Here is a 19,609-nt window from a genome sequence, read left to right as displayed (position 1 = left end):
CAGTTCCCCCTTTATGCTCTAGAGCATTCCTTTTTTGGTAAACTCTTCTCTTAATTTCTCCCGGATTCCATCCATATCAATAATGCTGTCAATAACTACAACCTCTCCTAAGTGGGTGGCACTTTCCGCGATATCCCTGGCAGCTATAAATAGATCTGCCATATCAGGGGTGGCCGAACTTAAATCAGAATGGCTTACCTCCACGCCTGTCACACCGAGCTCTTTAATGATTTCCTGAACGTTCATTTCCAGAATAAAGCTGCTTCCTAAACCTGAACCGCAAATGGCTAAAATTCTCATTACATCTGCCTCCCCTTCAACTAAACTGCTTTGGAATACTCTTGTATTAATTCCATGATTTCTTCAACACTCTTCATCGTTTTCAATCGTTTGACATTGTCTTTATTGCTCAAAAGCTTAGTAAGCTGTGATAGAGCCTGCAGATGGGTCGTATTATCGATCGCAGCTATACAAAATAATAAGGACACTGGATGCTTGTCATCGTTTAAAAAGTAAACCGGATGCTCCAGCTTCAAAAAACTCATACCCACCTGATTGACTCCCATTTCCGGACGTGCATGGGGTATTGCAATTTCCTGACCCAAAATGACATATGGCCCCATTGTGTATACATTCTCTATCATGGCATCGATGTATGAAGACTCAATCGCCCCTTTCGAGAGCAGCGGCTGAGCTGCTTCTTTTATCGCTTCCTCCCAGTCTGGAAGCTGTTCAGCAAATTGAATGGTTTCACTTGTAATCAAATCACTTAGCACTGGTCTGTTCCTCCTGTTTACGTTGGTCCTTTTTTGAAACATGAATTGGCTTAAAGCCTGCTTCAACCCGTCCTTATCAATGAAATTAACGTAACCTTCCATGATCTTGAGTATTTCCTTTGTTGTGACAGGTTCGTATTGTGTTCCAAATAAAAACTGATAAACCTCGTTGAGAAGCGTACTTTTTTCAACAGGTGTCATTATCGGTTTCACCAGAAAATAACGTTTCTTTGTGTGAAGCTGTACGGTCGAGAAAATAAGATCAAAATTGGAGAGCTGGCAATGCTTAAACTCTTGCAATGACATAGTACGGTCAATCGTAATCTCTGAAAACAGGGATTCGAGCTGATGCTTTACCATCAGCGAAGAACTGATTCCGCTTGGACAAACCACCAACGCTCTCTTTTTTCTAGCCGCAATTTGCTTTGGTTTTTCAAGCAAAGCTCCAAAATGGATGGTAATAAACCCTACTTCTTCTTCCGGTACTGAAATATTAAGAAGGACTTCCACGGGTTCAAGCAGTTCTTTTACAATGGTGTAAAGCTCCTTATGTTCTTCCCGGATCTGTTCAAGCAAAGGATTATGAATGGGTATTCGGTACTTCATCCGGTAATAAGCTGGTTTAAGGTGCTGATACAGTGTTTCCACGACTGTATTCTTTTCTTCAAATGAAATACAGGCCTTGGATTCAAATTCTGTTACAAGCCTTTCACATATTCGCAGCAGCAGATCGTAATCATCCTGGATAACCGATGCATTCCCCAACGAAAGGCCCAATAGCTGAATGACAAGGTAGGCAATTTCTGATTCAACGGTATCCAGCTCTAAAAGGTGAATCATTTGTTTAGCTGTTTCTATTAAATGGTCTTGTTTCAGAATCTCAATTTCATCAGGATGAAGACGGACAACCTTTTTTTCCAGAAGCCGGATATAATAGAACTGAAGAAAATGAGCAAACTGGTGCAGCCGTTCTTCCACAAATTGGAGATTAGAATCCCTTTCAAGGGACTGAAGAAGAGTGATCATATAATCAGCTCTAAGTTCATAACCTGCTTTTTTCACAAGATAATCAATTATTTTTTTCCCTGACGGCTTCTGAAAAAGTTTTGTTAAATGATTCATTAATAGAACCCTTTTATCAAGCTCGGTTCCTTTTAAGTGGTATCCCCGTTCCCTTGTGTAATGTATTTTAACAAGAAACGGACTAATCATTTCATTGGCCTTTTTCACATCAGCTATCACTGTGTTTTTACTTACCTTTAGGAGAGACATAAGGTGGGCTGACGAGATATACTCTTTTCTGATAAATAAGAATAGGAAAATGGAATAAAGCCTTTCTTCTTCCGTAAATATAAAAGACTCTCCCGTTAACTTTGTGCCCGCATAATCAATTACCCGATCCGGAACCTCAATCCATGTTCTTCGTTTATAAGCAATAGAAGGAAGACTCCGATCCTTCAGCCATTCATTAATTTTTTCAAGATCATACGTTATCTGCCGCTTGGTCAAATTTGTCTGATCCATGAGCTGTGACATTGTTGGTTTATTTAGTGCAGAAAGCTGGTTTAACAATAAGGCCGGCCGTTCTTCCAGTTGCACGTCATCATCCCTCCTGTTTCAATCATATTTTAAAGCGCTTACATATTGGATACTTATTGATTACAAAAAGTGTTATATTCAACTTACAAAATTGTGACGAGATAGGATTATGTCGATTACAAGCATTTTAAAAGGCTGTAAAACTAAAGTAAATAAAATAAACCTGGATCCATTATTAGGATACAGGCTTATTAATTGTCTAGATTACTTCTATAGTTTCTCAAATAGTAAGTTAAGGAAAAGGAGAATCATAATAAAAGCCAGAGCAACAAGCAGTTTTTGAGCGTTCGTCAACTTTTTAAACCAATCGTACCGTTTCGCTTCATCTTTATAGAGCCAATAATCAAGGAATTTCATGACGATCACGCCTAAACTGATTCCGAAAACAGCCACTCGAATTCCCCTCCTTTTTGCTACTCGATCTCTAACACCAGCTCACGTGATTTTGCCCTCGATACACATACTAAGATTGTATCATTCGTACCCTTCTCCTCTTCTGTCAGAAAAGAGTCGCAATGATCAACCTCCCCCTTTTTAACTTTGATCTCACACGTACCACAGCGTCCTGACCGGCAAGAATACGGAGTATCGATTCCATGGTCAAGAAGAGCTTCGAGCAAGGTCTGATCTTCAGCTACCTGCACGGTGGATCCATTTTTCAGTCTTACTTGAAAAGCGTTTCGAACGCTTGGTTTTGGTGGGGTAAACCGTTCCACATGAACACTGGAAGATGGATAGCCTAATTTTGCTGCTGCATCAGTGAATTCAGTAATAAAAGAACCCGGTCCGCAAAAGTACACATGCGTACCGATTGGATGTTGAGCGAGAGTATCTGTAGTCAGCCTTTCTACCAACGGTTCACGGGAAAAATAGAAGCGGCACTGTTCAGGATAAGTTTTTTTCAGGAAAGAATAAAACGGGCAGGTGCCTTTGGTCCTGGCGGTATAGTGCAATATGAAGGGAACATTTTTCCCTCTCAATTCTTCCATCATGCTTAAAAAGGGAGTAATTCCAATCCCTGCAGCATAAAACACATGACGCTTTGCTTTAAAGCTCAAAGGAAAATGATTTTTCGGGTAACTGATGTGCAGACTGTCTCCTTCTATTACTCCATGGTGCATAAAAGTGGAGCCGCCTTTTGAATCCTCGTTAAGCGCCACAGCAATCTCATAATGTCCTTTTTTGCGTGTATGTCCGGTTAAAGAATAGTGGCGATGTATTGCTCCTTTCTCTGTTTCTATAAAAATACCGATATGCGAACCTCCGCTATATGGCGGAAGCGGCCGGCCGTCAAGCGAAGCCAGCTCAAAACGCTTCACTTTGAGAGTTTCTTTATGGATAGCTGTTACCGTAACAGGAAGCATGTTTTCTTGCAGCATCACCGTTCATCTCCAATTAAAGTTTGGCTACATAGCCTAAATACGCATTTCTTAATGATGAATAATGATCACTTACTGAAAGAAGTAAGGCGCATTGGCAGCATGTGATCTCTATCCCATCCTGAAGTGTCTCAGAATGGGTCACCTTCAGCTCAGTCAGTCCGTGGCAGCGGCAGCAGAACACCTGAATGACCCGCTCACCGTGTCCGATGAATTGCACCTCTTCCTCAGAGAGGAAGCCGATTTCTTCGGTGATGTTTTTAAGTCTCTCAATCTCTGGCCATGCTGCCGAAACATAAAGGTAGCATCCCATTTTCTGTTGGCTCAGCCAGCTTCGGACCTTCACCTCATCTGTGAGCTCCATTCGTTCAAAAGGTTTTTTTTGTTCCATGATTTTTTGGGTGATTGGCTGCAGCAATCTGATTCCATATGTATCTCCGGAAACAAGGTATTTTCGCTTACCTGGCACAAATCTCATGAAGGTTTCCTGCTTTTTAGCTTCTCTTCCAGATAGGCCAGAAGCTGCTTTTTATAGAGGGAGATTCCTTTATAATCCGCAATATGTTCCGGGAGTTCTTTTATAATTCGATAAAATTGCCGAAGCCAGACTTTGTTGACAGTAAAGTCTTCCATGGCCAATACATGTGTATGAATCGTGAACAAAATTCCGTTGCTTTGCGGCAATCGAAAAAGCTTCTGGACTTCCACTCGCAAATGAACGAGCTCGCCTGCATTTTCTTCTGTTACATTCTTTCTTTCTTTCCCCCATTCATGAAACGTTTCCAATGACGTATCGAGCTTGTTCCCCGCCATTAAAGACCAATTCAGCCGTTCCCAAGGGGCTCCAGCCTCCAGCCTCTTTAAAAAACGCAAAATGCGGCCGTCCAGCCCTTCCTCTTTAAACCCTGGAATCGGGCGATGGATCTCTTTAAATTCCATTCCAAGGTTAAACGCCAGCGACCAGTTGGCTGGAAAGCAGAGCTGCCCCGCATCCAAATACAGATCCCCATCCCTCTCCTTCATGAAAATGAGATCTTCCTGTACATGCCTGCCGATAAAGTCTAAAGGCTCACACGGCATCGTCGTTTCATCGCCATAGGTAAAACGAGAGGTCTCTCCAAGGATCTTATTTACAAACGTCCAGTGATCCCCGTTTTTTTGAAGCGCAAACTGATCGGGGTAATAGGTTACGAGGTTTTCAGTTACCAGGTCTACGATCTCCCACTGGCTCTTTAACGTGTGAGGAAGGGATTGAAAGCAGCGTTCAGGATGATGGGTTAGCAGGTCCCGCTTTAGTTGGACCTCTTCTGTATACTGTGGAGTAATTTCTATACCGGATGGCCGAGTCATAGAGACCGAGTTGTTGGAATAACGGTATTGATCGCCCTTAAACGGATAAGGAAAAGAATTCAGTTCACGCTTCAGCATATTACCCTCCTCACTTAACAGAATATTCTTTCTTTTTATTTTATAGAAAAGTGTGGAAAAACTGAAGAGTGAATTGCAAAAGACCACACCTTTGTGGGCTTTTGCCTGGCTTGTCGTGATAGTTGTGCTGGAATCCGGATCGACAATGGATACCATGGCTTCTCTTGAAACAACGGCGTCAGTTCCCAGGAAGCAAAGGCTACGAAAACAGCCTTTAAAAAAGACATTGCTTTTGGAATCAAAAAAGAGATTAGGTGTTCCACTCGTTAGTATCTATCCTATACCTGTTATATTCCATGGATAAAAAGGGGATTCCCCAAAGATGAATGAACATTAAAAAAGACCGCACCACCTCGTGTGGTACAGCCTTTTAATCCGTTATTGCCCCTTAATCTCAAGCAGTTTCTGCCTCAACCCTGTTTCCATCTGAGCGAGTTCGTTCTCGGCCAAACGGCGTTTATGGCGGCCTTCCTCCTGGATGCGCAAAGTCTCCTCCAGGGTAGTCAGCAAGTTTTCCTGCGTCTTCTTCAGCGTTTCAATATCAATCAATCCTCGCTCATTTTCCTTCGCCGTTTCAATTGTATTTGCTTTAAGCATCTCGGCGTTTTTCAATAAAAGCTCATTTGTCGTTTTGGAGACCTGCTTCTGTGCCTCTACCGCACTTCGTTGGCGAAGCAAGGTAAGTGCGATCGCCACTTGGTTTTTCCAAAGCGGAATGGCAGTCATGATGGAGGACTGGATCTTTTCTACGAGCGCCTGATTCGTGTTTTGAATCAAACGGATCTGCGGTGCGCTTTGAATGGTGATTTCCCGGCTCAATTTTAAATCGTGAAGGCGCTTGTCCAGCCGGTCGGCAAACTGCACCATATCGTTGACTTCCTGATACTTCATCTGATCGTTCGTTGCTTCGGCCTCTTTACGGAGCGCCGGAATGATTTTTCCGTTTAATTCCTCAAGCTTCAGTTCACCTGCAGCGATATAGACGTTCAACGCCTGAAAATATTCTTTGTTGTGCTCATACAATTTTTCAAGCATGACAATGTCGGCGAGCAGCACATTCTTGCTGCTGTCGAGTTTGACGCTGATCCGGTCAATCTGTGAGCCAGTCTTTTGATACTTGGAAAGCACCTCTTGAACAGAACCGGAAATCTTGCCGAACATGCGGCCAATCAAGGACGGCTTGTTCGACTGCAGCTCATCAGGATTTACATGGCTGAGCTTTTTCATCAAGTCATGTATGATTTCTCCGACCTGTCCGACATCCTGCTTTTTCACCTGATCCAGCATCGTGTTGGAGAAAGACAGTAATTTTGACTGTGCTGGCGTTCCGTATGTAATCATCGCCTGGTGATTCTTCGGATCGATCTGTTCGGCCAGCTGGTAGGCTTTTGCCTTGTTTTCCTCTGGCAGAACATCAATCAGCCTCTTCTGCTTTACTTGTTCTTCTGTCTTCAGCTCCTGAACGTTTTCATCGCCTCCGAACGGATCGGAGAGCAAATCATTCATAATATCCAATTTATCATCATGATTATAGAGAGGGGACGTATTATCGCTCATTATAATCTCCTGCTTTCGTTTCTAATTTTGAATCTTTCAAGGTTTTTATAGAATGCTTGGCCACATCCAGCTCGAATTTCAGCTGATCCACATCATCCGAGATCATATGGTAAAGGTCCTCTTCAATGTATTCGGTAAGTTCCTTCAACGTCCTTCTTGTTTCCGAAAGAGAATCCTGAATCTCCCAGTTTTTCTTGGGCTGTCCTGATAAGAATGCATATTTTTCCGTCAGCTCGACGGCAGAATCCAAATGAGAAAAGTAAAAACGTTCTGCTTGGAAAAAACGCCTTGGCTCCTTTTTCGTCATGCTGTATATTTTTCTTGTGATTTTCGTCAGCTCCATCCTCTGCTTCAAGGTTGGAATGTCGCGAATGGAAAACAACGATTTCTGCAGCCTGTAAATCTTTGGCTTTGCTTCATTTAAATTTTTCTTGATATATTTAAATTCGCTGCGAGTCAGCTTATATTTTCTCAGCATGCGGTAATTCCAGAGCATCGCTGTCATCGTATAGCCGATCACCGCTCCCCCGGCCGCAAAACCGCTCGAGAGCAAGAAAGACTGATCGAAGGCAAAGAAGGACAGCAGCCAGACGATGACCATTGTATTGATCGCACTGAACACCTTGACGAATAAGGCTAAAAACCAGTTCATGTAAATCGACTCCTGACATCATGTCTTTTCTAATACTACGAAGAGAACAAGCTTGAGTTTCACTTTTAGAAAAAATTTACTTTTCTCTATCTCTACCTTACATGATTATGTTGAACATCTCTATAGCCCCGTAAACGTAAACTGACTAAGACTTAAGACGTAGATTGATCCATTCGCGGTGCCAGGCACCGAAATAATAATGGAGGTGTACAATGAAAGATTTTTTAATGAAGGATGGCAATAAAGTGTTGATTCGTGAGGCTGTTCCGGCTGATGCGCAGAACATCATCGATTTTTATAATGTGGTCGGCGGTGAGACTGATTTTCTCTCTTTTGGCGGAAACGAGTTTACCAGAAATGCCGGCGAATATGAGACGTATATAGAAAACGTGGCTGCAGAAGAAAACTCCATCATGCTGCTTGCCACCATAGGAGACGCTATCATAAGCATCGCCACAATTAACTCGTCCCAAAAAGCAAGAACAAAACATGACGGTATGCTGGAAATTGTTATTTCTCAAACCCATACAGGGATGGGTCTTGGAGAAAGAATGATGACTGAACTGATTGAATGGGCTAAGCATAACCGAATCACCAGGAGAATCAGCTTAGTGACCCGAGAAGACAATCACCGGGCTATCGCTCTTTACAAAAAACTCGGTTTTGAAGTGGAAGGTTTGATTCGAAACGACACGTATTTTAACGGAGTCTATTACTCTACTGTGGTCATGGGATTATTGTTTTAAACGTCTGTTTAAGTACTTATCCAAAATCTATCTTATCTGGTAATTCACTGATCCAATTTTGGGTCAGTTTTCTTTATATTCTCTCTTATTCGAGTAATACCCCGCTGGAAAATGCCGCAAACAGCCGATTGGCTTTTCTTGTAAGGTTCATAGGAAAATAGAAGCGTTTATTCAAAATTTCCCCCTATTTTGTCATTTCTTAGCGAAAAAACTAAAGGGTTTACACGAATCAAAAATTTTAAGGGGAATTCATAATGTTGAAAAAACTAATGGGATTGCTGATGATGGCAGTCCTCTGTACTGGCTTGTTTTTTCCTGGACACAGCAGCGCCGCTCTAGGCAGCCAAATGCTTTCTACAGGCTCAAGCAACAGTGACGTGAAACAATTGCAGGAATACTTGATGACAAAGGGTGTTTTTCCATATCATACGGCGACTGGCTACTATGGTCCGATCACGAAAGGCGCAGTTGAACGTTTTCAAGAGCAGTCTCGTTTGAAGGTTGATGGTATCGCAGGATCAGCGACCATCAGTAAAATTAAAGTATTACACAGCGGTGATATGGGAAAACCCGTTATTGAATTACAGCGTTTATTGAAAGCATGGAATACATACGATTCAAAGGTTGATGGCATTTACGGTGACAGCACCGTTTCGGCTGTGGCTTCATTTCAAAAAGACCAGGGCATCACAGCTGACGGCATCGCAGGACCTAAGACATTCTCAAAGCTTCGCCAAAAGAGCCCTTCCTACTCCACACGAAGCTTCACGGTAAACAGCTCTGCCTATACTGCAGATTGTGACGGCTGTTCCGGCAAAACAAGAATGGGCATTGATCTGCAAAAATACAATGACGGCAAAGTAGTTGCAGTGGATCCAGATGTTATTCCGCTTGGTTCAAAAGTAGTGGTTGAAGGCTACGGCACAGCTATCGCTGCAGACACTGGCGGCGGAATCAACGGCAAGATGATCGATGTGTTCATTCCAGACCATGGTGATGCAATCAATTGGGGCCGTAAAGACGTAAAAGTAACAGTTTATGAGAAATAATCGTTTAAATGATAATCCTGGGATATCCGTTTGGATACCCAGGATTATTTTTGTGCCTATTTGGCTGTTATGAGATTGGCGCGTATTTTGTGGAGATTGGCACGTATTTCGCGGAGATCGGATCGTATTTCGCCGAGATTGGCGCGTATTTCTTAAAATTCTCCCTGAACTCTGCCTGTATCACATAAAAAGGAGGCCAAAAGTCTCCTTGGGCCTCCTTTTACATTCTTTTTTAGCTATTTGTTGTAGATATATTTGTCCTTTAACCGGTTAAACTCACCTTGGAGCTCCATTTCATCCATCCAGAGGTTGACCCAGTTTTCAAAGACTGAATCGCCTCTAGGGATCAGGTATCCTTTTTGGCTTTTCGTAAAGGTGTTATCAGTAAGGGCAGCGTAAAGTCTTTGATCCCTGCTCGCATAGTACATCGCCTCGGTACTGTCCGTAATCATGACGTCTACTTTTCCCTCTGCGACCATGTGTGGAATCTCTAAATTATTTTCAACGACTATCACTTTCGCGTGCTTAATATTGGCATCCACAAACTTTTGATTCGTTCCCCCGGGATTTACGCCAATCGTAACATTCGGCTGGTCAATCGCTTGAAGACTCGTGTACTTTTCCTTATCCACTGCACGTATTAAGGGTGCCTTTCCTTCATTCATATAAGGACGGGTTAATTGAGCCGTCTTTTGGCGTTCCGTATTGCGGCTGATTCCGCCTACCGCCATATCAAACTTGTCATCGAGCAAGTCATTCATCAGTGTGGGCCAGGAGGTTTTTACAAATTTGACCTTCACTCCCAGGTCCTTGGCCATTAATTCTGCAGCCTCGATATCGTAGCCTTCAAATTTTTTTGTGTCTGTATTGTAAAAGGTAAACGGCTTATAGTCCCCAGTGGTGCCTACCCGGATTACACCCTTTTTCATAATACGGTCAAGCCTTGAGGATACCGTATAATGATTTCGCTTTTTATGCAGTTCACTTCCTGAAGCCTTGGCCAGTTCGTCCGCCGGCACATAGGGTTTGCCATTGACCTCCAGCGTGCTCAGCTGGCTGCCGTTCCATTCCACATCACCAGAGTCTTTCGTGGCCGATGAAAAATTCATTCCGCCAAAAATGATTCCAGCTAAAAAACTTAAAACAACCATCCACTTAAGTACTGTTGTCTTTCGCATATGCCTTCCTCCATTCTATGAGATACATCCATTATTCATAGAGCAGGATGGTAAGTACATATATTTTCTGAAAATTACATAAAATAGGTTCGTTAGTCTGGATAGGAAAGTCCTAGTGTCACTGAAAGCCCGAAAGCGGCGAACATCCTCATAAAAAAAAGACCGGTCTGTCCGACCAGTCTTTCACAATTAAAAAAATGTCAAGTTCTCTCCGATGCCTGGTTCCCGTTTCGGATCAACCGGTGTAAAGCCGTCTTTTGAAAGCATCACTTCAACCTCATCGCCGATCTGCTCTTTCATCATGTTCAAAACCACTTTATGGGTGTTTGGATTGTACCACTTTTCCATGCCGGTCTTTTTGTAGATTTCATAGATGCCAAGACGTTCGGTGCGCTTTCCGCCGCTGCCGTCACCCATCCAAAAATCATCGATCGTTACCCGGTCAGCAACCGGACGAAGCTTTTGCGGAAATTCCCTCGAACATGGGAGCAGCGGTGAAAGGCTGGCCTGCGTCGTGATGCCGGCATTCTTTATTTCCCTCAACGCTTTCATGCGGGCCGGAATAGGCGGAGCGGTTGGGGCGAAGGCTTTACGGATATCTTCCTTGTCGGTTTCGATTGTCATCGACACCCTGACTTTATCCCCAAACTTTTTTAATAAGTCGATATCGCGTACCACTAAGGGCGAGCGTGTTTGGAGATGGAGAAAATCCGGCGGGGTTTCGAGCATGACCTCCAGCAAGCTGCGTGTCAGCTTTGTCTCGTGCTCCAGCGGCTGATACGGATCGGTGGAAGAAGCCATGAAGATCGTAACCGGACCCTTTTTTCTCGCCTTTAAAAGATCACGCCTGAGCAGTTCTGCAGCATTGCTCTTAATATCGACCCATGTGCCCCATTCTTCGTCACGGTAAAGAGAAATCGGCAGCTGTCTCACGTAACAATAGGAGCAGGCGAAGGTACAGCCAGCATAGGGATTCAGCGAATGAGAAAAATCATCGAGCTGACCTACCCCTGGTGTTAAGATGCTTTTAGATATGATGTCCTTCAGCTGTGCCTTCATCCTGTATTTCTCCTTCCGTTTCAGGTTACATCCCGAGCAAGCCTTTAAGCGTTCCAACTTCTTCAGCCGTTAATTCACGCCATTCGCCTCTGGGAAGTTCACCGAGTTCAATATTCATGATCCGAATCCGTTCGAGCTTCGTGACCGTATAGCCAAACGCCCGGCACATTCTGCGGATTTGGCGGTTCAGTCCCTGCGTAAGAATGATACGGAACTCATCATCGCTTACTGGTTTGACCACACAGGGCTTTGTCATAGCTTCAGGAATCTGAACTCCCTTCCTCATACTTTCGATAAATTCTTTGCTGTAAGTCTTATCAAGTGTTACTAAGTATTCCTTCTCGTGTCCGCGATCAGAATGGGAGATGGCATTTGCCAGTTCCCCGTCATTCGTCATCAAAATTAAACCCTCTGAAGCCTTGTCCAAACGGCCGACCGGGAAAATCCGTTCATGGTAACTTACAAAGTCTATGATATTTCCTTCAATATGCGGAGCGGCCGTGCACGTGATTCCGGCCGGTTTATTCAATGCAATGTATATCGAGTGTACCTTAATTTCAATAGGTTTCCCATCAATCAGCACGATGTCGTCCGGACTCACCAATTGGCCCGCTTCACATACTGCTCCATTGACGGTAATCCTTCCCGCTTTCAGAAGCCTGTCCGTTTCGCGTCTGGATATAGCCCCTGTTTGACTAATGTATTTATTGATTCTCATGGTCTGCTCACTTTCTGTTAATATGCCCGCCATCTCTTATTACAGATAAATCTTCTCCCCATTTTCCAGCATTTCAAGGAACAGATTCATCCGTTTCAGCCGGGTTTCCGGTTTCTTTGCATTCTGGAGCCTGAAAAGAATGGCATATCGGTTCTGGCTGTTCAGGGTTTCGAAAAAGGCTTTCGCGTTTGGCCTTTGCTGAAGCTCTTTTTCAAAATCCTCCGGCAGGGTCTTATCGCCTTGGGGTGCATAAGCTTTTTCCCAGAGGCCGGTTTCCTTCGCCTTTTCAATAGCCCGGAGCCCGGCAGGCTTCATCTTCCCTGCCGCTATGAGATCTTCAGCTTTGTCTTTATTCACTTTCGACCATATGCTTTTTGGCCCTCTCGGCGTAAACCGCTGCAGCCAAGTTTGATCATCATACTTTTCCTTCTGGCTGTCAATCCACCCGTAACACAATCCGCTTTCCACAGCCTCGTCATAACTTGGCGTCACCTTGCCTGAATTCTTTTTCGCAATATGAAGCCGAATGCCTGGAGATGATTCATGATGTTCTTCTAGCCAGTCTTCCAATGCTTGATGATTTTCAAACCATACTGCCGGCAGCTCTTCTTTTGCCATCCTTCCGCCTCCGCTCTCGATTCGTTGATTGATTACTACGCCAACGAAAAAAGAAATCCTCCCGATCCTTCGAGAGAATTTCTTTCTATTTAAGAAGCCGCCTGTACTTCCAACCGTTTTTCTTTTTTCTGAGAAGACAGGATAAGCTGTATAGTACAACCGATAAAGTACACGAACGATGCGATCAGCAAGTACGTCCATGCTTGAGAAACAGCCTGCGTTTTCCATACTCCAGCTAGAGACAGGAGTGCCGGAAACGTAAGCGTCAGCCAAGATTGAACGAATGCGACCTTGCCGATATAGTTATCAATTTTTTTATTCAGTGCTCCTGACAGAAAGAACAGGAACCATAAATACGTCCATTCGACCCAAGTCAGGCTGCTTACAAGATCATGAAACTGCATATAAGACACAACAGCATACATAACGGCAATGATGGAAACCCAAAGCGAGTAATATCCAAGCCCGCTGCCGTGAAGACCTTTTACATTTGTGATTCCTACAAATAAATAGGTCAGCCCGAACAAAAAGATCGAAGCCAGATTAAAAATGGTCCAGTGCTGCTGATCCGAGATCACGATCAAATAAAACGGAATAACGACCTGAAGGACTCCGACAAACAAGTTGAAATATCCCACGCTCTTGCCCTCCGCTTTTCCGAAAAGCATGAAGCTGTTTAAGAACAGGGCTGCTCCTGAAAGAAATAAACCGACGTCACCCATAATGTTTTGCTGTGAGAAAACAACCTCACAGACAAATTCACCTCACTTATATTGTAAAGCGCAAGCGCCCTGTTTAAGTCCACAAAGCGCTGGAACTCTTAACCTGCAACAAGATTTATGTGTTGAGGGGGAAGAGTGAAGCGACCTAGGACGAAAAAAAGCTTTTAATTTTCGTCCTCCGAGGACTAAAGCTGAAAACTGAAATTCGTTTTCAGCCCTGGGCGCTGGAGCTAGACTTTACTTCATTGAAACTAAAAAAGAAAAAGCAGATCCCCTCCGCTAGTGCAGAAAGGGATATGCCCTATGTTTTGTTTTGAATTACAGGATGAAGCTTACGATGATTGCTGAAAGTACGCTGACAAGTGTTGCTCCGTAAAGAAGCTTCAATCCAAAGCGTGCAACCACGTTTCCTTGTTTCTCGCTCAAGCCTTTTACCGCTCCGGCAATGATTCCGATGGATGAGAAGTTTGCGAAGGATACAAGGAATACAGAGATGATACCCAGTGTACGCGGGCTCATTGCGTCCTTCACCTTGCCAAGCTGAATCATGGCTACGAATTCGTTAGTTACTAATTTTGTTGCCATAATTCCACCGGCAGAAACCGCTTCAGCCCAAGGAACACCCATGATGAAGGCAATCGGTGCAAAGATATAGCCAAGCACATGCTGGAAGGTTACGCCGAAGATCAAGTCGAACACGCTGTCAATGGCAGCCATCAAGGCAACAAATCCAATCAGCATCGCACCAACAATAATCGCAACTTTAAACCCGTCCATAATATATTCGCCAAGCATCTCGAAGAATGACTGTTTCTCTTCTTCCACAACTTCAAGAATATCTTCGTTTTCATCAACTTTATAAGGGTTGATGATGGAAGCGATAATGAAACCGCCGAAAAGGTTAAGCACGAGAGCAGTTACTATATATTTCGGTTCGATCATCGTCATGTAAGCACCGACGATGGACATGGAAACCGTAGACATCGCAGAAGCACACAATGTATATAAGCGGTGCTCCGGTATACGGCCCAATTGTTTTTTCACGGTAATAAATACTTCAGATTGTCCTACCATCGCAGAAGCAATCGCATTATAAGATTCCAGCTTGCCCATGCCGTTTACTTTGCTGAGCAAGAATCCAATTCCTCTCATAACGAGCGGAAGAACTTTGATATATTGGAAAATCCCAATCAATACAGAGATAAACACGATAGGAAGCAAAACATTAATGAAGAACGGCATTTGTCCGTCATTGGCAATTCCGCCAAATACGAAGTTAACCCCTGCAGCTGCATATTCAAGCAGCTTTTCGAACACACCCGCAAATCCTTTAATGACTACCAAGCCAAATCTGGTGTTTAAAAGAACATAGGCCAATACAAGCTGCAAGACGATCATAATGGCAATCGGCTTGTAATTTACTTGTTTACGGTTATTGCTTGCTAGAAGTGCTAAACCAAGCACAACAACAAGTCCTAAAATCGCAATGATATATGTCATAATAATTTCCCCTAGTTGTTATTTTCACATCATTGTGTGAGAACTGAAATTAAGTTAAGTCTTTTGAAGAAAAGAATCCAGGCAACAGTTCACTGATCGTTGTTTCCTTGATGTCGCCTTTTAAATTGGCCAGAATAATTCTGGTATCGGTATTACAAAATTCCGCAATCACCTGTCGGCAAGCGCCGCACGGAGAGATCGGCCCTTCTGTTTCGCCAACGACCGCAATCGCTTTAATGGTGTTTTCGCCTTCTGAAACCGCTTTAAATATCGCGGTTCTTTCGGCACAATTTGTCATGCCAAAAGAAGCGTTTTCAATATTGCAGCCGAGAAACAATAAATCGTTCTCGGTCAGCAATGCTGCACCAACTTGGAATTTCGAATATGGAACATATGCTTTTTGACGGGCTTTGATTGCTTGATCAACTAACCATTTTGTTTCCATGTTTCAGATCTCCATTCAAGTGGTTTTTTTGTAAGCTTTGTTGGTCTTACTAGTGGTTCATTTCCGTTACAGGATGCTCGCTTTCCGCGGGGCGGGCGGTGAGCCTTACCGGCGCAGGCGCCTGCGGTTCTCACCTGTCCCGCTTCTCCCGCAGGACAAGGAAGGCTTCGGCAGCGTTATATCGCACGAAGAAAATGTGAAATGCATTTTCGAGGAGTCTCGCACCTTGCACTCCAATCAACAAGAGCCTTTTAAAATTATTAGTAAGAGCTATTAGACGTCTGACCTTTTGCGATAGCAACACCTGAGCTAGCGCCGATACGAGTCGCACCTGCTTTTACTACGTTCTCTGCATCTTCAAGGCTGCGTACGCCGCCGGATGCTTTAACTCCTACATCTGGTCCAACTGTTTTTCTCATAAGTGCCACATCTTCCGGAGTTGCTCCGCCTGTAGAGAATCCTGTGGACGTTTTTACATAATCCGCACCTGCTTTAACGGAAAGCTCACATGCGATTACTTTTTCTTCGTCAGTAAGCAAAGAAGTTTCGATGATTACTTTTGTTAGTGCTTTTCCTTTAGCTGCTTCAACAACTGCTTTGATGTCGTTTTCTACAACGTCAAACTGTTTGCTTTTAAGAGCGCCGATGTTAATTACCATATCTACTTCGTCTGCTCCGTTTTCAATCGCATTTGTTGTTTCAAATGCTTTCACTTCTGGAGTAGATGCTCCAAGCGGGAAACCAATAACCGTACATACCTTTACTTCAGGAGTATCTTTCAGAATTTCTGCAGCTGCTTTAACCCAAGTCGGATTCACACATACCGAAGCAAATTTGTGCTCTTTTGCTTCCTCAGCAAGTACTTGAATTTGTTCTTGCGTTGCATCAGCTTTTAATAATGTATGATCGATCATTTGAACCAATTTTGTGTTTGACATACAGGTCGTTCCTTTCTATTTTGAAAATATAATAAAACGCTTTCAGTCGTACTATTGCATTTTTGCTTGCATGAACACTATACCAAGCAACTGAACAATTGTAAATAATTAAATGAACAAATGTAAAAGTATTTTTTTCCAACAAAAAAAGCCCTTGTTAAAGGGACTTTTATGGACTTTACTCTTCTTTATCCAGCAAAAATCTGGCCGTAAACTGATCGGTCACGAGCACATTCGCGTATCCGCCTTTTAGCGCACCATAAATGCCATCGATTTTTTGCTGTCCGCCGGCCACCAGGATGGAATGTTCCTTCTGCTTCAAATCTTTTAAATCAATCCCAAGCGTCCGTTCATTGAGGCTGGCGTTTAGAATTTCTCCCTCTTCATCAATAAAGCGGGAACAAATGTCACCTACAGCCTTTGAATGGATATGCTTCAGATCTTCTTCAGAAAAATAGCCAAGCTGGAATAACAGGGATTCCGACTTCACAGGTCCTATCGTGAACAGCGCGATATTCGCGTCTTTCCCCATGTCCAAAATTCGTTTAATATGCCGATCGGCTTCCATCGCCTGCTTGACGACAACGTGGTCAACTATCGCTGGAAGCGGCAGATGAGTTGGAACGGTGTTGAACGCTTTGCCGAACAGATCGAGGATTTCCGAGTGGTACGTATTGGTTTCGGAGTGGCTGATGCCGCCTTTTAACTGAACGACTTTAACATCCTTGACGAACTTTTGCTTCAGCTGGCAGGCTACGTTATATAAAGTGGTTCCCCACGTAACCCCAATCCTGTCTCCATCTTTTACGATTTCATAAAGATACTCACCCGCTTTCTCACCGAGACCCTTCTTTATGCTTGTACTCTCATATTGCGGAATGGAAGCGACAATTGCTTTTTTAAGGTTAAATTTTTCTTCAAGCTCACTGGCCAGCTGTTCAATCCCATTTGTGGGATCCATGATTTTGATCTGCACAATCCCTTCGGTCTTAGCCTGCTGAAGCAGTCTTGAAACGGTCGGTCTCGAAATGCCCAATTCTGCCGCTATTTGGTTCTGATTGTAATCCAGCAAATAATAGAGCTTTGCCGCTTCAATGACCTTCTTTAACTTTTCTTGTTCCAAAGGGTCCACCGCCGTTTCTCATAATCCTTCCCTAATATCTTACCAAAATTTCACCGGTCCTGAACATATGTAAAATAAAAAATACTAGTTTTTTCTAAATTTTGGTTGACTTGAGCCGATATACCGCATACCTTAAAAGTGAATGAATCATTCATTCATCAAAACTGAGAGGAGCATTTAAAAATGACTGTTTACCTTTCTTCCCAAACGATCAGTGTTTTTATTAACCGTCCAGCACATGAAGTTTATGAGTATGCTTACAACATGGAGAATTTCCCTCAATGGGTATCCTTTTGCCAATCGATTCAAAAGGCTGATGAAGGAGATGCCTGGATGATGGAAACCCCTTACTGTATTTCTGAAGTTAGGGTTGCCCAAAAGAATTCCTTCGGCGTGCTGGATCATCGTTCCATCCCTGCACCTGGTGTTGAAATTTGTGATGCGATGCGGGTCATCACGAACGGCGATGGCTGTGAAGTATTTTTAACCGGTTTTCAGATGCCCGGGATGTCACACGATAAATTCTCCCAGGTCATCACTACAGGCCAACAGGATCTGAACAATTTAAAAACAGTATTGGAAGGGCGGAACTGAATGATGGCGATGAGATGGGAATCTGCCGTTGTGATTGGCGGAGGCATTGCTGGCTTATTAGCTGCACGTGTACTTTCCGAGTTTTACAGCAAGGTGGTGATTGTTGAAAAAGATGCTTTTTCCGATCAGCCCGAACTTCGCCCAGGCACTCCGCAGGCCTTCCATCCCCACCGGATCACAGGGCGCGGAAAAGCTGTGATCAATCGCTTTTTTCCGGATTATGAAAAGGATTTAGAGGCTCATGGAGCGCCTTCCTCCCTAAACAAAACCGTTCATCAGCATAATCAATACGGCACAATGGTGGCCCAATATCCGCGGAATGACATTAAGTTCAGCAGGCCTGTCCTTGAATTTGTGATCCGTCAGCGGGTGAGGAACATAACTAATGTACAGTTTCTTCAGAAGCATGACGTTGTTCACTTGTTATCCTCGGCAGACCATCAGACCATAACTGGCATTCTTGGAAGAGACCGCGTAACGAATGAAGAAAAGGAAATCCATGCCGATTTTGTGATAGATACGAGCGGGCGTTCCTCCAGGCTTCCCAAATGGCTGGAGGAGCTTGGATACGAGGTACCTGCTCCTGATCGGATGACAGCGGTCATCGGATACAGCACCCGCAGATATAAGCTTCCTTCGCATTTACTTCATCTTACAGAAAAATGGGATGCAATTATCATTGCCGGACATCCATCTACAGGAACATTCCATGGCGTGTTTTCATTTCTTGAAAACAATGTGGCAGAAACATTGCTTTACCGTCCCGACGGAATCTACCCCCCAACTGAGCCTGAAGCATACGCAAAAGAGATCGCAAGGCTGCCAAGTCCCCTCATTACGGAAATCATCAGTAAACTTGAACCGATGACCAACCCAAGGAGCTACCGTGTACCAGGACTATTTCGCCAGCATTTCGAACAGATGGCGCATTGGCCAGAGGGATTGCTCGTTATAGGTGATGCCTTCTGTAACTTTGATCCGATTTTTGGCCAAGGCATGACCGTTTCCGCAATGGAAGCTGAGGTCCTGCATTCGCTGCTCCGAGAACAGCAAACAGATCCGAAACCTCTTTTTGAGCAGAACGTTCTTCAAAAAATCCAGGATGTAATTGCCCCTGCCTGGTGGCTGAATTGCACAGCTGATCTCCAATGGGAGGGTGTTGAGTATGAAGGTTCACAGCCGTTAAAAGGAATAGCGTTCGGACAAAAATTCATGGATTTCTATCTCAAACGTGCTACTGAAGAGCAGGATTGGAAGCTTTATGGGATGTATTGGGCCGTCAACACCTTGTCAGTTCCTCCACAGTCCATCCTAAATCCTCAAACCGTTACTGACGTTTTATCAACGTCCCCAGAAGGCCGCTTATGGCTGGATGAACTTCTCGCAGAACACAAAAAGCCTTTAGAGGAACTCCTGGATGAAATCCTTCCGTCCTTCTCGGGAGAAGTTTTTCAGCCGATCAGCTGAATTCGATAGAGCTTAGAGATTGAAATTGGTATACTTTTGGTAACAAGACAACGTAGGAGTG

At 43.8% G+C, this 19,609-nt stretch carries 21 protein-coding genes; 4 read left to right on the top strand and 17 right to left on the bottom strand.

Annotation, left to right across the window (positions count from 1 at the left end):
* Window positions 1-18: 18 nt before the first annotated feature.
* The 8 genes from LCY76_RS02880 to LCY76_RS02845 all read right to left on the bottom strand — a co-directional run bounded on the left by LCY76_RS02880 (window position 19) and on the right by LCY76_RS02845 (window position 7,391).
* Window positions 19-300 carry a PTS sugar transporter subunit IIB gene (locus tag LCY76_RS02880; protein ID WP_248251385.1) on the bottom strand — a complete coding sequence of 94 codons (282 nt, stop codon included), beginning with the start codon at window positions 298-300 and terminating at the stop codon, window positions 19-21.
* Window positions 301-320: 20 nt separating this feature from the next.
* Window positions 321-2,375 carry a BglG family transcription antiterminator gene (locus LCY76_RS02875; RefSeq protein ID WP_248251384.1) on the bottom strand — a complete coding sequence of 685 codons (2,055 nt, stop codon included), beginning with the start codon at window positions 2,373-2,375 and terminating at the stop codon, window positions 321-323.
* A gap of 210 nt (window positions 2,376-2,585) precedes the next feature.
* A complete protein-coding gene (locus LCY76_RS02870; RefSeq protein ID WP_248251383.1) occupies window positions 2,586-2,768 on the bottom strand; it encodes a hypothetical protein in 183 nt (60 codons plus the stop codon).
* 20 nt (window positions 2,769-2,788) lie between these two features.
* On the bottom strand, window positions 2,789-3,754 hold the full coding sequence (locus tag LCY76_RS02865; RefSeq protein WP_248251382.1) for a PDR/VanB family oxidoreductase: 966 nt from the start codon (window positions 3,752-3,754) through the stop codon (window positions 2,789-2,791).
* A 16-nt stretch (window positions 3,755-3,770) separates the two neighbouring features.
* Window positions 3,771-4,232: a hypothetical protein gene (locus LCY76_RS02860; protein ID WP_248251381.1), complete on the bottom strand. Its 462-nt coding sequence runs from the start codon at window positions 4,230-4,232 to the stop codon at window positions 3,771-3,773.
* A complete protein-coding gene (locus tag LCY76_RS02855) occupies window positions 4,229-5,182 on the bottom strand; it encodes a heme-dependent oxidative N-demethylase family protein (protein ID WP_248251380.1) in 954 nt (317 codons plus the stop codon). The genes LCY76_RS02860 and LCY76_RS02855 overlap by 4 nt, the downstream gene beginning before the upstream one ends.
* Window positions 5,183-5,560: 378 nt before the next feature.
* Window positions 5,561-6,739, bottom strand: coding sequence for a toxic anion resistance protein (locus LCY76_RS02850; RefSeq protein ID WP_248251379.1), 1,179 nt, complete (start codon window positions 6,737-6,739; stop codon window positions 5,561-5,563).
* Window positions 6,729-7,391, bottom strand: a complete 663-nt coding sequence (locus LCY76_RS02845; RefSeq protein ID WP_248251378.1) for a 5-bromo-4-chloroindolyl phosphate hydrolysis family protein — start codon at window positions 7,389-7,391, stop codon at window positions 6,729-6,731. Before LCY76_RS02845 ends, LCY76_RS02850 begins: the two co-directional genes overlap by 11 nt.
* 212 nt (window positions 7,392-7,603) lie before the next feature.
* On the opposite strand from LCY76_RS02845, the gene LCY76_RS02840 reads away from it, so the two are divergent.
* Window positions 7,604-8,137, top strand: a complete 534-nt coding sequence (locus tag LCY76_RS02840) for a GNAT family N-acetyltransferase (protein ID WP_248251377.1) — start codon at window positions 7,604-7,606, stop codon at window positions 8,135-8,137.
* 254 nt (window positions 8,138-8,391) lie between these two features.
* On the top strand, window positions 8,392-9,186 hold the full coding sequence (locus tag LCY76_RS02835) for a peptidoglycan-binding protein (protein WP_272885551.1): 795 nt from the start codon (window positions 8,392-8,394) through the stop codon (window positions 9,184-9,186).
* Window positions 9,187-9,422: 236 nt separating this feature from the next.
* On the opposite strand, the gene LCY76_RS02830 is transcribed toward LCY76_RS02835, so the two are convergent.
* The 9 genes from LCY76_RS02830 to deoR all read right to left on the bottom strand — a co-directional run bounded on the left by LCY76_RS02830 (window position 9,423) and on the right by deoR (window position 17,487).
* Window positions 9,423-10,364, bottom strand: a complete 942-nt coding sequence (locus LCY76_RS02830; protein ID WP_248251376.1) for a transporter substrate-binding domain-containing protein — start codon at window positions 10,362-10,364, stop codon at window positions 9,423-9,425.
* A 189-nt stretch (window positions 10,365-10,553) separates the two neighbouring features.
* Window positions 10,554-11,423: an SPL family radical SAM protein gene (locus LCY76_RS02825; protein ID WP_248251375.1), complete on the bottom strand. Its 870-nt coding sequence runs from the start codon at window positions 11,421-11,423 to the stop codon at window positions 10,554-10,556.
* Between the two features lie 25 nt (window positions 11,424-11,448).
* Window positions 11,449-12,141 (bottom strand): pseudouridine synthase, encoded by a 693-nt coding sequence (locus LCY76_RS02820; RefSeq protein ID WP_248251374.1) that lies wholly within the window; start codon window positions 12,139-12,141, stop codon window positions 11,449-11,451.
* 39 nt (window positions 12,142-12,180) lie between these two features.
* Entirely contained in the window at window positions 12,181-12,759 is a 579-nt protein-coding gene (locus tag LCY76_RS02815) for a YdeI/OmpD-associated family protein (protein WP_248251373.1), read from the bottom strand.
* 89 nt (window positions 12,760-12,848) lie between these two features.
* Complete coding sequence (locus LCY76_RS02810) at window positions 12,849-13,481, bottom strand: AmiS/UreI family transporter (protein WP_248251372.1); 633 nt, start codon at window positions 13,479-13,481, stop codon at window positions 12,849-12,851.
* Between the two features lie 318 nt (window positions 13,482-13,799).
* Window positions 13,800-14,981, bottom strand: a complete 1,182-nt coding sequence (locus LCY76_RS02805) for a NupC/NupG family nucleoside CNT transporter (protein WP_248251371.1) — start codon at window positions 14,979-14,981, stop codon at window positions 13,800-13,802.
* A gap of 49 nt (window positions 14,982-15,030) precedes the next feature.
* Window positions 15,031-15,426, bottom strand: coding sequence for a cytidine deaminase (locus LCY76_RS02800; RefSeq protein WP_248251370.1), 396 nt, complete (start codon window positions 15,424-15,426; stop codon window positions 15,031-15,033).
* A gap of 260 nt (window positions 15,427-15,686) precedes the next feature.
* On the bottom strand, window positions 15,687-16,364 hold the full coding sequence (deoC, locus tag LCY76_RS02795) for a deoxyribose-phosphate aldolase (RefSeq protein WP_248251369.1): 678 nt from the start codon (window positions 16,362-16,364) through the stop codon (window positions 15,687-15,689).
* A gap of 178 nt (window positions 16,365-16,542) precedes the next feature.
* On the bottom strand, window positions 16,543-17,487 hold the full coding sequence (gene deoR / locus LCY76_RS02790; RefSeq protein WP_248251368.1) for a DNA-binding transcriptional repressor DeoR: 945 nt from the start codon (window positions 17,485-17,487) through the stop codon (window positions 16,543-16,545).
* Window positions 17,488-17,670: 183 nt separating this feature from the next.
* On the opposite strand from deoR, the gene LCY76_RS02785 reads away from it, so the two are divergent.
* Together LCY76_RS02785 and LCY76_RS02780 are read left to right on the top strand one after the other, a co-directional pair.
* A complete protein-coding gene (locus LCY76_RS02785) occupies window positions 17,671-18,081 on the top strand; it encodes a hypothetical protein (RefSeq protein WP_248251367.1) in 411 nt (136 codons plus the stop codon).
* A 3-nt stretch (window positions 18,082-18,084) separates the two neighbouring features.
* Window positions 18,085-19,548, top strand: coding sequence for an FAD-dependent oxidoreductase (locus LCY76_RS02780; protein ID WP_248251366.1), 1,464 nt, complete (start codon window positions 18,085-18,087; stop codon window positions 19,546-19,548).
* Window positions 19,549-19,609 lie beyond the last annotated feature (61 nt).

Source organism: Fictibacillus marinisediminis, from assembly GCF_023149135.1.
In the GTDB taxonomy this organism is placed as follows: Bacteria; Bacillota; Bacilli; order Bacillales; family Fictibacillaceae; genus Fictibacillus_C; species Fictibacillus_C marinisediminis.
The sequence above is the reverse complement of the archived record's forward strand: the minus strand, read 5'-3'. Positions and strand labels throughout refer to the sequence as shown.